Origin of the sequence: Leptospira limi (assembly GCF_026151395.1) — a bacterium.
GTDB lineage: Bacteria > Spirochaetota > Leptospiria > Leptospirales > Leptospiraceae > Leptospira_A > Leptospira_A limi.
The window spans coordinates 39,300-54,703 of sequence record NZ_JAMQPV010000005.1 but is presented as its reverse complement, the minus strand read 5'-3'; the positions used below and the strand labels follow the sequence as shown (position 1 = coordinate 54,703).

At 31.3% G+C, this 15,404-nt stretch carries 10 protein-coding genes; 8 read left to right on the top strand and 2 right to left on the bottom strand.

Going from position 1 to position 15,404, the window contains the following annotated elements:
- Positions 1-124: 124 nt before the first annotated feature.
- Positions 125-673, bottom strand: coding sequence for a DUF3102 domain-containing protein (locus ND812_RS18130; RefSeq protein ID WP_135640178.1), 549 nt, complete (start codon positions 671-673; stop codon positions 125-127).
- Positions 670-1,374 carry a ParA family protein gene (locus ND812_RS18125; protein ID WP_167881048.1) on the bottom strand — a complete coding sequence of 235 codons (705 nt, stop codon included), beginning with the start codon at positions 1,372-1,374 and terminating at the stop codon, positions 670-672. The genes ND812_RS18130 and ND812_RS18125 overlap by 4 nt, the downstream gene beginning before the upstream one ends.
- A 113-nt stretch (positions 1,375-1,487) precedes the next feature.
- Between ND812_RS18125 and ND812_RS18120 the strand changes: the two genes are divergently transcribed.
- From ND812_RS18120 to ND812_RS18085, 8 genes are all read left to right on the top strand, one after another.
- A complete protein-coding gene (locus tag ND812_RS18120) occupies positions 1,488-2,240 on the top strand; it encodes a hypothetical protein (protein WP_135640180.1) in 753 nt (250 codons plus the stop codon).
- 137 nt (positions 2,241-2,377) lie between these two features.
- On the top strand, positions 2,378-3,910 hold the full coding sequence (locus ND812_RS18115; protein WP_265376721.1) for a TolC family protein: 1,533 nt from the start codon (positions 2,378-2,380) through the stop codon (positions 3,908-3,910).
- Positions 3,907-5,664 (top strand): Ig-like domain-containing domain, encoded by a 1,758-nt coding sequence (locus ND812_RS18110; protein WP_135640182.1) that lies wholly within the window; start codon positions 3,907-3,909, stop codon positions 5,662-5,664. The genes ND812_RS18115 and ND812_RS18110 overlap by 4 nt, the downstream gene beginning before the upstream one ends.
- Positions 5,661-6,266 (top strand): hypothetical protein, encoded by a 606-nt coding sequence (locus ND812_RS18105; protein ID WP_135640183.1) that lies wholly within the window; start codon positions 5,661-5,663, stop codon positions 6,264-6,266. The genes ND812_RS18110 and ND812_RS18105 overlap by 4 nt, the downstream gene beginning before the upstream one ends.
- 8 nt (positions 6,267-6,274) lie before the next feature.
- Complete coding sequence (locus ND812_RS18100) at positions 6,275-6,877, top strand: tetratricopeptide repeat protein (RefSeq protein WP_135640184.1); 603 nt, start codon at positions 6,275-6,277, stop codon at positions 6,875-6,877.
- Between the two features lie 660 nt (positions 6,878-7,537).
- On the top strand, positions 7,538-9,046 hold the full coding sequence (locus tag ND812_RS18095) for an efflux RND transporter periplasmic adaptor subunit (RefSeq protein ID WP_265376720.1): 1,509 nt from the start codon (positions 7,538-7,540) through the stop codon (positions 9,044-9,046).
- Positions 9,043-12,075, top strand: coding sequence for an efflux RND transporter permease subunit (locus tag ND812_RS18090; RefSeq protein ID WP_265376719.1), 3,033 nt, complete (start codon positions 9,043-9,045; stop codon positions 12,073-12,075). Before ND812_RS18095 ends, ND812_RS18090 begins: the two co-directional genes overlap by 4 nt.
- The gene (locus tag ND812_RS18085) at positions 12,068-14,989 is read left to right on the top strand and encodes an efflux RND transporter permease subunit (protein ID WP_265376718.1); all 2,922 of its coding nucleotides are present in this window, start codon (positions 12,068-12,070) and stop codon (positions 14,987-14,989) included. Before ND812_RS18090 ends, ND812_RS18085 begins: the two co-directional genes overlap by 8 nt.
- Positions 14,990-15,404 lie beyond the last annotated feature (415 nt).

Below are 15,404 nucleotides of genomic sequence, written 5' to 3'. Positions count from 1 at the left end.
CTTCACAAGTACGTAACTTTACCCGCTACATTAAGGTCTTACAATTATGTCGCATAGCTTTACGTCTCAATAGAATGAAAATTAGAATCATAAGACAATAGTTTCATTCGAAACTACAAAGAGGTTACGATTTAAGTCTTTTAAGTTCGTCTTCTAATTTTTTTGTTTTGGTTTTGAGTGAATCTACTTTTCCAGAAAGCCACCCCCGAACAACATCTCGATCAGACTTTGATAGATTTTTTCCCGACTTAAAATCTTTGTAAATTTCGCGAATAGGCCTATTGATTACTTTTTCATTTTTGGGTGATTTAGAATCTTCAGCAAGAAGCTTCAGAGCATCTCTCAAATGTAAAACGCGTTTTACATTTAAAATTTCTCTTTTTTCATACATTCGCATATAGTTCGCAGCAGTCGCCCGAGTGAATGGAACATTACCTTCAAGCCATGGCAAAAATGATCCATGGGATAAAATTGACTTTTTCTTTGTTAAAATTTCTCCAATCAATATTGCATTTTGAATTGCGCGACTCATATTAGAAAGCATTGATTGATGTAATTCATTAATACGTTGAATATCTTCATCTTCAATGCTTGTATGTAATTGAAGAACTTCTTTTTCTCCAGGTCGTTTCCCGGTTAAAGAGGAAATTAATTTGGATCTTTCTTTGCTCATAAGATCTCTTTTGCCAAAAGTTTGAATTCATCCCAAAGATCAGAATTTTCAGGAACTAATTTCCCTAAAATTGCAGACTTACCATAGGCAATATTCTTCGAAATGAAAGATTTCGAAATACGGTCAAGTCCAGACTCATATATCCTTTCAGAGTCTTTTTTTGAAACCATACAAGGAACAGCAATAGGCAGGGGGGCTTTCATTTTTTTGCAAGCATTTTCAATTAAAGAAAATCCTTGGAATGTCCACCTTGAGAATCCAATCGGAGACAATACATAATCTGCTCCAAATAACGCTAAAAATAATTCATAAGTTAGCGATGGTGGTGTGTCCCAAACAATATAATCAAAATTTAATTTTTTAAGATCCGATTGAAATCGAATCATTGTACCAGGATCATTTGCCAATTCTATTTGTGATTTTGCTAACTCAGGAGTAGAAGGAAGAATACTTAGATTTGACGAAATTTGACGAAGCGATTCCTCAACTTCTATTAAACCCAACAATGTCTGAAAGAGATTAAATTTTTCAAGTGAAGATAATTCTTCGTCACGAAGGAAAAAATCAGTTAAATTATTGTTTGGATCGGCATCAATTAGAAGAACTTTTTTTCGGGTCCTTGCTAAATAAGCTGCCAAATAAACAGCTAAAGTCGTTTTACCGACGCCACCTTTCATAGATGCGATGGTAATTATTTTCATATTTTTCATTTAAAATTTTTTAAAATTGCATTCAAGCAAAAAAGCCGAAATTTGTGAAATACAAGTTAAAATGAACTTTTTTTCATAAATTTAAAAGGGAAGCCAACGAATCAATGGAAGTAAGGCTATTTGGAAAGAAAAACCAAACTAATTTGCGTATAGATTCAAAATTACAGGTAATTTTCGAAGAAAAAATTAAAAAAGATTTCTTCGAAAATAAATCTGTAATATCCGAGCTAACCATTTCATCAGTCGGAGTAGATCGTTTACTATCTAAGCTCAATTTACGTTACTCACAAGGAGTAGGAGTTCGAAAATATGAAGACATTGAATTTGTCCTTTTGAATTTTATATCGAAAAACCTACGATTCCTTGCCTTTTACGATACTAAATTAAACACTACAGAGAATAAATTCAAGGTTGATTTCCTTACCAATACAGCAGGGATTTTTGAGGAAACCATTTTCAAAATAAAAACACCAATTCTAATCATTAAAAATCATTCTGCGATTTTCTTTAATTATAAGAACCACCATGCTTCAAAAATCTTTATCAGATTTGAGGAAGAAGAATACAATCGCCACTTCGAATTAATAAAGTCTTATTTTGATTTCTTAGTACTCCCCAGAAAATATTTTACGAATGAAGGAATCCTAGAATTGACTTCAAAATTACAAATGCTATTTCAAGCTTTCAATTTATATGCATTCAATGAATTAGATTTCTTAAATTATCTAAAACTAAAAAAATATAAATATCTGAAAGGAATGAAAGGAATCTTTATACAACCCAGAAACAACTTAGAATTAATTCTCTTAAATTATTTGGAATCAGTTGAAAGAGACTTCAAATACCTGAAAAACTAGTTCGGATTGCACCAAAAAGTTCAGATTTCGATTTATTTCTCAAGAATAAATCAACTAAAGTAAAAAATATTAGTAAAAGATTTGTTAGGTCATGCCGAGACTTTAGGTAGAAATGTTTTTACGGTTCATGAGTGTTCTTGAATAGAATAACCTTCTATATTTTTGTATTAATATTTGCTACATTACAAGTGTTTCCAGAAGCATCAGATAACAGACTATTAATAAATTTTGATGACGCGGAAGCAATTGGTGTAACAAACAATGTAATCTTAGCTACTTTAAAAGATAGAAAAGAAGTTTTTCGAATGTTGGTAAAAGAAAAATGGAGGAATTACCTTCCAAAAGTAGCCTTGAGCTATTTTGGTTTAAAAAATGCCAATGTAAACCAACCTGATTCTCAATACAATGACATACGCTTACAATTAAATCAGTTGTTATATGATGGTGGAGAAAATAGTCTGGAAATTGAATCCGCAAAATTACAGGAACTCCTAAATCAAGAGGACTGGAAAATTGTTAAAGATAAAACTGTTTTGGAAGTGAGAAGAACAGCATTAAAATATTTATCCTTTGAGCTAAAACACCAGCTAAATTTAAAGTACAATGAGAAAATGCAGTTTAATATCAAAGCGGCATTAGAAGAAAAAGAAAAAGGCTATATAACAGACCTACAGTATTTAGAACTTCAAACAAAAGTAAGGGAGTTTGATCTAAGTTTAGTAAAAAGTAAATCTCAAATGAATATTGCTCATCTGGATTTGATTAAAACACTCAACTTGCCATTAGATACTCAAGTAAGATTTAAACATTCAATCATTGAAGATTTCGAAATTTTTCCTCCAAATAGCGAATTATTGTCTGAACAGTATTTGTTTCAAAAACCGGAAATTAAAAAATCAAGATTAGCTATCGAAAACTTAAGAACACGTGCAGAAATAGCTGAAAACTATTGGAAACCAAAAGTCATTTTCGGAAGTTACTATGGTCAAAATGTCAACGCACCCTTACCAGTAACTAATGAAGTATATGGTTTTAACATTTCTTTACAAGCTCAATTAGGAAGTAGCACCACTCAATCAACAGCAAATTATGGTGTACAAAGCGATGGTACTGGTATTCAAAGAATTCCTGGATATGGACCACAGTTTGTCGGAAGAGGGGAAAATGCATTTAATAGCTCTACAGTGAATTTATTCGATGACTTAAGTTATTCTCGAAAAATTTATGAAGGGAAAATTGCTTTATCCGATGCTATAAGAAATAAACAGCTGTTAGAGGTAACAGTCAGGGCCGATATTCACAAAGGTTACGAAAAGCTCGATGAAGCTTGGGAAATAATAAGAGTGATGAATTCTAAACTGGCACTAAATAAGGAAATCGTAAAGAATGTCAAAAATAAATTTAACAAAGGATTCTCAAAAAAACTCGATGTATTGAATGCTGAATATGACTTACTCAAATCTTATGAGGATCTATTAGTTGCGCTGATGGGGTATATCGACTTGTCTTTTGAAATGGCCTTTATCCTTGGTACTCCTTATGAAGAATTAAAATTAGTCAAAATTAGGCCTGGCGGTGGTAACTCTTTTATTAGAGAAAATTTTGATCAAGATATTCTTTTAAAGAGTGAAAAAATAAATTCTAAAGAAATGCAAACTAATCCATTATGAAAAAATCAAAATATTCAACTTTAAACGCTATTTTCATAATATTGCTTTTTGCAATCTCAAACTCATGTAAAAAAAACAACATAGATCCTAATAAAGTGTTCACCTTTTTAGGCGATGAATCTCCGCAAGTACTAGTTGCTTTTCCTGGTATGGGTGACAAAAATTTACCAAGAAACCAATCTATTTCAGTTCTTTTTAACCAACCTATGAATATTAATTCATGTATTCAAAGTTTCACTGTCTCTCCACAAGTTCAAGGATTCTTTGAATTTACAGATATTAGTTTGAAATTTACACCCACCAACCAATTGAATTTTGGATCTTATACATATAATATCACAAAAAATTGCGAATCATCTAAGGGAGGTGATTTAAAAGAATTATTTTCCGCAAGTTTTACGGTAGGTGAAGCCACACAAGCTGGACAATTCCCAGAAGTAATCGCCATTAATGTAAACACGGGTACTATCGCAACTTGTAATACAAATTCAGGACCTCGAAGAAATATTATTTCAGATTCCGTTAACGATGCATGCATGGGGTCTCCGAATGTAAATCCAATTGAAGTAATTTTTTCAAAGCCTATGGATAGAGTTTCTGTTCAAAATGGAATCTCCCTCTCTCCTTCTGTTCCATTTAACTTGCAATGGATTTCAGATTCTATTGTTCAAATAAACCCAGATATTGCATTCACCGCAAGATCCCGAATTAGCGTTCAATTAACAAGCACAATACAAGACACCAATGGTGTAAGGTTATTATCACCGATTAGTTCTAGCTTTTACGTTGGCACTTTGAATTTAGTTCCAACGTTAACTTCAATTCAATTAGCTACAGGAACACTTGGAGATTGTTTGTCTGGAATTGGTATTCAAAATGATATCATACTAACATCTGTAGTAAATGGTTGTCTGGGAAATTCAGTCAATAATCCAATTACAATCCAATTTTCGCGCCCGATGAGCCAAGCTCAAACAATTGCAGGGTTTTCAATTTCTCCAAATGTTACTGGAACATTTCTTTGGTCAGGAGGAGACCAAACATTAACTTTTACACCGGATTCCAAATTTACATTCGGTCAACGTTATACTATTACTATCTCTACAATTGCAATTTCAAGCGATAGGGTTGCTTTCGACCAGAATACCAGTTATAGCTTTGTGGCAGGAGGTGCTTTAACTAATTCCCCAATTGTACAAGCGATTGGAGTTGCTTCACAAGGTTGTTCTAATACATTTCCCGGAGTAGGCCAAGCAGCTGGTGGTAATTGGTTAGCTGCAAATTGTTTTTGGGATAGCACTTTACCAGTACTTGGACCAAATTCATATCAATTTCGAGGGGGAGACAATGGCGATGGAACTAATGCAAATTGTACAGACGTAAATACAGACAATTTTAGACTTATTTTTTCAAATTATATGAATATAACGGCAACAATCAATGCAATACGCCTTCAACGTACTTCACCGCCAGGAACAATCATACAATTGGCGAGTTGGAATTGGACTGACTGCCAATTAGTGTATCCGTTCGGATGTAGAGTTGTTACTCTAGCATTCTCTGAACTTGAGTCTTCATGTAACGGTACTTCGTTTTTCGGAAATGCCGGAACTGGTGGAGACTTTAATTTATCTAGAACTGATAACATGCCAGCAGGATATCCTTATTATATGCTTACTGTAGATACAAGCGCAAGAGATACTAACAATCTACAATTGGGTTCAACATTTCAATTTGTAATGGAAGGGAAATGAAAATTATCAATTCAATCGTTATCTTTTTTTTCTTTTGGACCTGCAAATCAGCGATGCCAGAAACAAATATTGCAATCACTTCTCTCAATGCGAATGGAATTATTCTTTTACCAATAGAAACAAGAAATATTTATACTATTCCACAAATCGGCCGAGATATTCAAGACACTGTAGCTTTTAATTTAATAAACAAAGGATACCAAGTTACGTTTCTTAACAATTTTAATAATTTTAAAGTCAAACCTGAATCATTCGACCAGAAAACACCTATTGCATCAAGTAATCTTTATTCAGGTGAGTTCCGAAAGTATTATGAAAACTTTGAAGAACTATTAAAAAGTGAAGAAATAAAAAACATTATTTCAAATCATAATGCAAAATATTTATTACATACTTCCGTTTCCATATATACGAACGAATCCATTAAAGATCAAAAAAGTAGCATAATGATATTTCTTAAACTTTATAATCTAGAAGGAAAAATTTTATCTATATCTACTAACAATATATACAATTTAGAAATACAAGATTTATATATCGGCAATAAGGTTCAAAAAACAATTGGACTAATGATCACTAATTTGGCGAATTCAATTAAATAGGATATAAAATGTATAAAATAATCACATTTTTAATTATTGTTTTATTAAACTACAGCTGTTCAGAGAAGGAAAAAAGCACACTTCAAAAAGAAGCAGAGAAAGCATTTGTGTTCGGTGATCTTCAAAATTCAGAAATTATCTTGAATAAGATATTGAAAGAAGATCCCAATGATCAGCATGCAATTTTCTTAAAAACCAAAATACTTCTCTATTCTGGTAGAATCATCGATGCAAAAAAAGTATATGATGAGCTTGGAGACGAATTTCAAAATAAAACAGAATCAATGCTACTATTGGCGAGAATCAATTTGGCATTGAATCAAAATCAAATAGAAACTATTGATAAATTGAGCTCTTTACTTGAAACAAATCCAGTGCATTTGGATGCTTTATTGCTAAGAGGAAAATTCTATGAAGCTTCAAACAAAATTCCTGAAGCAATCAGAGATTATCAAACGATCATACAGCAATCCGATAAAATCAAAATTGCACACTCATCGCTTGCTAGTATTTATTCAAAAGCAGGAATTACTGAAAAAGCAAAATCTCATTTAGAATATGCAAAAAATATAGAACCCCAAAGACAAATAGGTAAAAAAAATGATAAATAATTTTATTCAGAAGTTCCAAATTAAACATGTCTTAGATCTTTTGATCAAAGGAAAAACTGACCAATATGGCGAAGAATTAAAATCGGCACAAACTTTAAAGCGCCTAACTTTAATATCAACGATTCTCTGGATGAGTTTGTATTTTTTTGTATATATGATCTTTTTTTTACTCAGTTTTAATTATTTTACTGAGTTGAACCGAGGCATCATATCGAAGCTTCAAGCACAAAATATTACAGGGATAACGACTATAATTAACACTTATCCTTGGAATCTAATATATATATTCGCATTATTCTTTATATGGTTATCAATCACCTCTTTAGTCAGTTTCTTACTTCAGAAATTGTTTGAAGAGAATTCCTTACCTTTTTCCAAACATTTGTATATTTCAATATTGTCTACAAATGCGGCATTTTTGCCAATGATAATCTTAATTCCTTATCATTCAGTTTTCGCAACCTTTGAAAATATGAACGTAATTAAAATTTCAGTTTCGATTGCTATTTGGATATCAATATTAGTTTTTTCATGTTACATTTCGACAAAACTATATTCAAAATGTTATAAGGTAAATGGCTTTTTCCAACGGAGATCAGCAATGATATGGTTTTTGAGCTATGCCCTTGTCTTTTACTTCTTTTTGGGATTGGCAATCAATTGAAACTTGAATCCTTAAAAAAGATTTATGATATATTAACGAAGATACCATATTTTTCAAAAATTGTAATCAGCGGAATATCTTATCTTCTAATAGTTCTGGTATATTCTAATTTAACATGGACAGACTTGAGATCCAAAGTACCATTCTTGACAAGAGTATTTTATGTAAAGTCTTTATCAATTAAACATAGAATGAATTCAAACGAAACGATTGAAAATCTTTCCTCTGAAGAGATGTCAATTCCTGTTTTCATTTCCGCAATTGAAAAGCAAAACCTATCTCCTTCACTATTCTTTGCAGCTTTAGTCGATCCAGTTCAGAAAGTAGATCTATATTCGAAAGTTGGTGGACGGTTAGAAAAAATATACGTCAAAGAAGGAGAAAATGTCAAGACTGGCCAAAAAATTGCGAAGCTTGATAGTTTGTCATTTGAAATAGATTTATTAAAACTCAACGCAAATCTTGAATCTGCAAAAGCTTCCTATTCTCTTAGCAAAACCAAGTATTTAAATGCTCGAAGAAATTTAGAAATTAAATTTGCAGAAGAGGAGAAAAGAATTCAAAATTTGGAAAAAGCTGAACTAGAATACCAAAGAATTTCCTCAATCCTAGAAAAAAAAGAAAGTTTGTTTAATTCGAATGTGATTGCAGAAGAAGAACTTTTAGCAACTAGGCAGGACTTTAATTTAAAAAAGTTAGCTAGAGATTCTGCAAAAAAAGACTTAGAAATGATTCAAATTGGAATTAGAGATCAAGATATTTCTTCAGAAGGTATTCCAGTACCTGCAAAAAGGGCAGATAAAATTGAATTATGGAAAGATTTAAATACGAGACTGGAAAAGGCTGAGTTGGAAGTCGCGGAGAAAAATGTAAATGCAGCAAAAGCGAATATCGAGTCAGTAGAGGTATTAATTAGAGAATCTACATTAGTTTCACCTATCAATGGAATAGTTTACAGGATCAATCGAAACGTTGGCGAATTAATCAATGCAGGAGCAAATGCTGGAACACCTATTGTCAACTTAGTTTCAGTTGAAGAATTAAATGTTATATTCAATGCAAACGAAACTGAACTTGGAAGTATCGTACCGGGTCAGAAAGCAATTATTAGTTCTGATTCGTTTCCAAATAGAGAATACAAAGGAACAGTTCTATATTCAAGTCCAGTATTAGATCAAAGAACCCATAGCGCTGAAATTAAAATTAGAATGGAAAAGTCAAAGGATTTAAAACCAGGAATGTATGTTAAAGCTGAAATCCTATCAGGCAGAAAAGAGGATTTCTATTTAATTCCAGAAAATGCAGCAATCCCATTTCAGGAAAAAATAATTGAAATTTATCAGTTCAAAGATAATCGAGCTTATAAAAAAAGATTAGAATCCATTCAAAAATACAATGGATTTTATATGGTTAAAGATGGACTAGACGGGGACGAAACAATTATTCTTTCTCCACTTAATCAGTTATACGAAGGAGTTAAAGTTAGCCCAACTTTTAAAAAATGAACTTTCTGATAACATTAATTTTAAAAAGAAAGTTTTTAATCGGGATGTTGTACTCAGGGCTTATGCTCTTTGGAATCATCAAATCATTTTCGATACCCGTTAGTCTTTTCCCTCAAATCGAATATCCAAAATTAACCATTATTACTGAATATGAGAACGCATCAGCTTCAGAAGTTGACAACTTAGTAACTAAAAAAATCGCTGAAGTACTCGGAACTCTACAGAAACTTAAAAGAATCGAATCCGAATCTAAGGAAGGTTATTCTTTTGTACATCTAACATTTAAAAACGAAACAGACATCTCAATTGTTTCGATGGAAATAAGAGAAAAATTAGATTTCATTAGAGACACTTTACCTTATAATACTCAAAAACCGATCATATCAAAATTTGATCCAAATAGTAAACCTTTAATCCAAATTGCATTTTCAGCAAAACCCAGGTTAAATGAAAATGATTTAAGAGATTATCTAATAAGAAATGTAAAGTTTAATTTCGACAGAGTCGATGGGGTTGCCTTAACACAAATAATTGGAGGAAAAAGACGAAAGATAAACATAACTATTGACCCTTTGAAATTATCATCTTATGGGGTACAACCTGAAGAGCTTGATCAGCTCGTAAAAATTAGTAACAAAAACTATCCTGCAGGACAGCTCGCAATCGGAAATAAGGAATTACAAATTAGAGCAGTAGGCGAATTTCAAAATTTAACTCAACTATCAGATCTTGTAGTTTCATTTAGACCAAATTCAGGAGTGATACGAATTGGAGACATCGCCCATCTTAATGAAGATTTTGAAGAACCTACAGGTTATTCGAGATTAAACTTAAATGATTCAGTTATCTTAAATATTTATAAAGAACCAGGAAAAAATTCCGTAACGGTTTCAAATGAGATAAGATCAAATTTATCCCAAATTAAGAAGAATCTTGAAAAGGACATTGATCTTGAGATAGTCTATGATGAATCAGATTTTATAGAAAATTCAATCAATAGCTTACTACAAAATCTTCTTTTAGGAGCATTTTTAGCTTTTTTGGTTCTATTATTTTTGATGAGAAATATATTTTCACCATCGATCTTAATATTAACAATTCCAACAACGCTAACATTAAGTTTCCTATTTTTTTACCTTTTTGAAATAGGCTTCAATATTATGAGCCTTGGAGGACTAGCGCTTGGAATTGGATTATTGTTCGATTCAAGTAACGTTGTACTATCAGCAATAGAAAGAAGACTTCTAACTAATGAGCCTCTTGAATCATCAATAAAAGAAGGTGTTTCCGAAGTTTTCGAATCAATCTTAACCGCTACTTTAACATCAGTCATTGTTTTTCTACCGATTGGATTTTTGAAAAATATCCTTGGATTAGTATTCTCTGAGATGGCCTTTGCAATCTCAATAACTCTGATTACAAGTTTTATTGTATCGTGTACATTTGTCCCATTAATAGTATCCATTCTTTATGCCAGAAGAAGAAATATTAACGCTAATAATTCAAAAATTATCGATGCAATTTCAATGAAGTACATTGTAGTTCTAGAAAAACTGATTCAATCACCTAAAAAACTAATCGTCTTTATAACTTTACTATTTATTACTTCTTTTTTGTTTCTACCATTTATAAAATATGAATTCTTTCCTGAAATTCATACCGAAGTATACAATATTGATTATGAATCAAAATCTGGAATTAATTTATCAATAATTAACTCCAATGTTTTAGAATTAGAAAAGCATATCTCAAAATCATTTCCTCATATTACACTCTTAACTAAAGTTGGAATTGATAAAGAATTGACAAAATGGGATTCAGAAGAAAGCTCTAGAGGAAATAAGGCAGAAATTAAAATAATTGGATTAGAAAAAGAAGCAAAAAGTAAAATCATTAACATGATTTCTGAATACGAAAAGAAATTTGATTCAAAAATCATATTCACAGAAGAATCATCAGGATTAGAAAAATTATTATCAAACAACAAGAAAAAATCGATTTCTGTACAATCGAATTCACGTGAAATATTGCAAAACTTTGCCCTGCAAATAAAAAGAAAATTTCATGAAAGCATTTCAACGGATTTTGATTATACAACACAAGAATATCTGATTAATTTCCAACAAGACAAATTAGCCAAGTATGGATTAACAACTGAAAGTGTTTCTAGCTTTATTAGAATTTCTCTCAAAGGGTTAGAGACTTCAGAAATGAAATACTCTAATCAAACTTTAAAATTATATATTAAAATGGAAAAAAGATATGCTGATTCAGTTGATAAAATTATGTATTTAAGATTAAAAACTCCTTCCAGTGACTTTATACCATTAAGAGAAATCTGTAATATTAGCTTAATCGATGGTGAACGAATTATTCGCAGAAATTCAAATTTATATTCAACTGACATTTATTTGAATCAAGATTCAAATCGAGAAATATTAGTATCCCAAATAAAATCAGAATTGGTTAACCAAAACGAAGTAACAATGAAAGAAGATGGTAATCTAGAAGATTTAAATTATGCACTTAACGAGATTACTATATCATTTTTATTTGCTACATTATTGATTTTTATGCTTCTTACTGGCATTTTCGAATCTTTCAAATCTTCAATATTTGTCATGACATCAATTCCGTTCATATTTATTGGAGTTTTCCCTTCATTATTCTTTTCCGGAATGTCACTAAATATAAGCTCCTTTATGGGATTCATTTTAGTCATTGGGGTCGTTGTGGACAACTCAGTACTCTATTTCGAATATTATAAATTTTACATTAACAATAATTACGATAAAAAACTTTCGATACTATTTGCAGGCAAAACAATCATTAGGCCGATTTTAATGAATAACAGCACTACCATATTAGGTATGTTGCCAATTCTTCTAAGTATTAGTTCGGGCTCCGAATTCCAATCTCCACTAGCACTAGTAGTCGTATCTGGTTTATTGACGTCTTTAACTCTTTCTTTATTTGTGATCCCTATAACAATTTATTTTTTTCCGAGCATCGCATCAAAGTATGTTTGATAAAATCGATGTTTACATTAAGTTGAGGCCTAAGTTATTTCTAATGGCCACACTTATTACAACAGCTTTTGGGATACTGGCAATAGAAAGCATAAACTTCAAAACCAATTTTGTCAATTCAGCATCAACACTTGCCGTTGAAATATCAGCATATGGATTTGATCCTTACAAAGTAGAGGAATTATTAATCAACCCGATTGAAGAAGGGCTCTCCACAGTAAATGGAATTAAAAATATTAGATCCATTTCGGAACAAGGAAAAGCAATGATATTCATTGAGTTATCTAGTTCAAAGAATGTAGATAAAAAAATTTTATCAATTCAAGATTCTATTGAACTTTCATCTGCCAATTTTCCTAAAAATGTTCACAAACCAATCATTCATAAACACGATCCAAGCAAACAACCTTATATGGTCGTTTCTTTTCAGTCAAATACACTCTCAATAAATGACCTTAGAGAAGTTATCGAAAAGAACATTAAAAAGAAAATAGAGTCTATAGAAGGAGTTAGTCAAGCCATAATTGCAGGGGGAAATTTAGTAGAAATCGAAGTAGGATGTGATCCAAATAAAATGGAAGCCTACCATATTAGTATTCGAGATATTTTAAATAAAATTCAAGATATCCATAAAAATTACTCACTAGGCAAAATATCCAGAGACAAATTAGATTTAACCATTTCAGTAAAGGAAAAATTAATAGATATCGAAGATATTAGCAATATACCGTTTTATTCCAGAATATCAAACGAATTAATAAAACTTAATAATATCGCGATAATTCAGACAAAAGAAAGAGAAGACTCAACAACTGCGAGAGTAAATGGCGAGGAAAGAGTCAGTTTATTTATCTATTCCTCGTCAGACTTAAATTCATTATCTATCTCTTCCAATGTTAGGTCTATTTTGGATCAAAATCTACCAGAGACTATAACAAAAAAAATCACTCAAGATGAAGGAGAATATCTTAAAGATATTTACATATCGATGTTCTCTTCAGTGTTTTTTTTACTTTTGTTTTCAGTAATTACAAATATTAAATTTATTTTAAATTTCGGCAATCTCATCAAAACTTGGATTCTTTTTATTATCCTATCACTATTCGCAGCCTTCGCAATCAGAATCCTAAATTTAGACCTCACATATTTTAATTATCTGGGCATCTTAGGAGCACTAACTACCTTGCTTCTATTTAAAAAAATCCACGATATAAACTCTATTCTTATTGGAATCTTCGCTTCCTTTCTTGTATTATTAAGTTTATTAAACTTAGTATATGCAAGCAATATCATAGAATTTATCCTTTTTTATTTTATCATTTTAGCAACTTCAATTTTAATAAGAAAAATTATCGATGTGAATTTTGAACAAAAAATTATCATAACGTTTAAGATTGAAAAAATAAATATTTTTAAAAAAATTCTAATTAGAAAATTTAACAAAACTTCCGCAAATTGGATAAGCAAAAAAACTGAATTTGTACATTTATCTTTATATTCTTATCCAGTTGGATTATTTTTCTTAGTTTCTCTTGGATTGGTTTATTCTTCACAAGCTGAAATTGCAGCGACATCTAATTTAGACAGAAAAGAAATTTTGGCTTTTCTTGAATTTCCTTCAGGCACATCATTCGAACATACAAATCTAATTAGCAAAAGAGTTGAAGAAAAATTATCTACGATTGAAGAAGTATCGGAAGTTGTAAGCAAAGTAGACCCTGCTCATTCTGTTTTTTTTCTTCATTTAGAAGATGGCATAATTGCCGATGGAAATTTATTAAGCAAAATCAGATCCGTTATCGGTTCTGTCGAAGACGGTCAACTTTTTTTTGCCACTAATGAAGGCTCAAAGTACTTTCAAGAAATTGAAATTGATTTATTAGGATTCGATGATCGAATTCTTGAAAATCTAGCCAATAATCTTGCAGCTAGAATAAAAACTATTGATGGAGTGGAAGAGTCTGTTCTTAAATTTAAATCTGCAAGAGAAGAATTGAAACTATTCCCAAAAAATATAGAATTAGCTGCATCTAGACTTAGATTTTCAGAAGTTGGCGATCAACTCCAACTTGCGATACAAGGAGGGGTCGCGGTTAAAATAAATTCTGCTGATAAAGAAATCGACGTACGAGTGCGATATTTGAAAGACTTTAGATCATCATTAGAAAATTTAAAAGAAATTAGAATTAAGAATCGTGATGATGACTTCGTTCCTATTGAAAGCATTGCTTCAGGCATCGAAACAAAAGTGCCAGTCAAAATATATCATAAAAATAAAATTAGAATCGTAAGTATGCTTATTAAACTGAATGAATTAGGGTACACTGCAAGAAACCGTGTTTACGATTTTCTAGATTCATATTCATTCCCTGAAGGTTACCGATGGGAATCAGACCAATATTTTGGAGAAAAAAATTCAAAGAACCTTCATACATATTTTATTTTTTTGATACCTATACTTATCTTAATGTCATTTTATTCGCAAGATTCTGGAATAAAAACCAAGTTTTCAAAATCGATATTCATTTTATCATCTTGGTTTTTTCTTATTTTTTTAATTAACTTTTTATTTCCAGGTCCTTTACCAGTAATTGGAATAATCGGAATGATTCATGGAATTCTTCAGTTTTCAATTTCTCAAGATATATCAAATCGAAGAAAAAATAAAATTCTTTCCTTGATGTTTCTCCTTTGTGGTCTCCTGCTAATTATCGGTGGTGAAGATTTCTATATAATATATTTATTTTTTACAAACAGTTTTCTTACTTTTTCGATATTTGAACTCAACCAGCGAATCATGGTAAATTGGGAAAAATCAAACAATATTACTTTTTATGAATTTATCATTAATTCAGTCCATATTTTAAAGAATAGATTGGACCAATTAAAGTCTCGGCGATTTCAGAAAAGTTAAAAAATGCTTGTACTGTTTTGGTACTTCGGTTAGGGTAGTTGGTAAGTAATCCTTAATCGGGTTAAGTCAAACGCCCTGGAAGGTGTGGTAGCCAGCCAGGGCAAATTTCTCCTCCAAAAACAAATCACCTTTCCACCACCTCCGAACTTTTGTTTGGGTCACAATGAAAATTTCAGATTTATGTCTCTTTTACTTATTGACAGTTTATCGACGTCAGTACATTTAGGGATCGTTCGGTGGGCACTGCCGGACACGGCTCTACCACATAGCCGTTATGACTTAACTCGGAATTCCTAAAAAAAGTTCCGACGGAACGTTCGAAAGAACTTTCCCATCTCTCGATTTTACTTGGACCGAAGGTTTGTCACATTTTGAAAAACCAATGGCAAGTAGAGTAGGGGAGGTATGCGTTCGA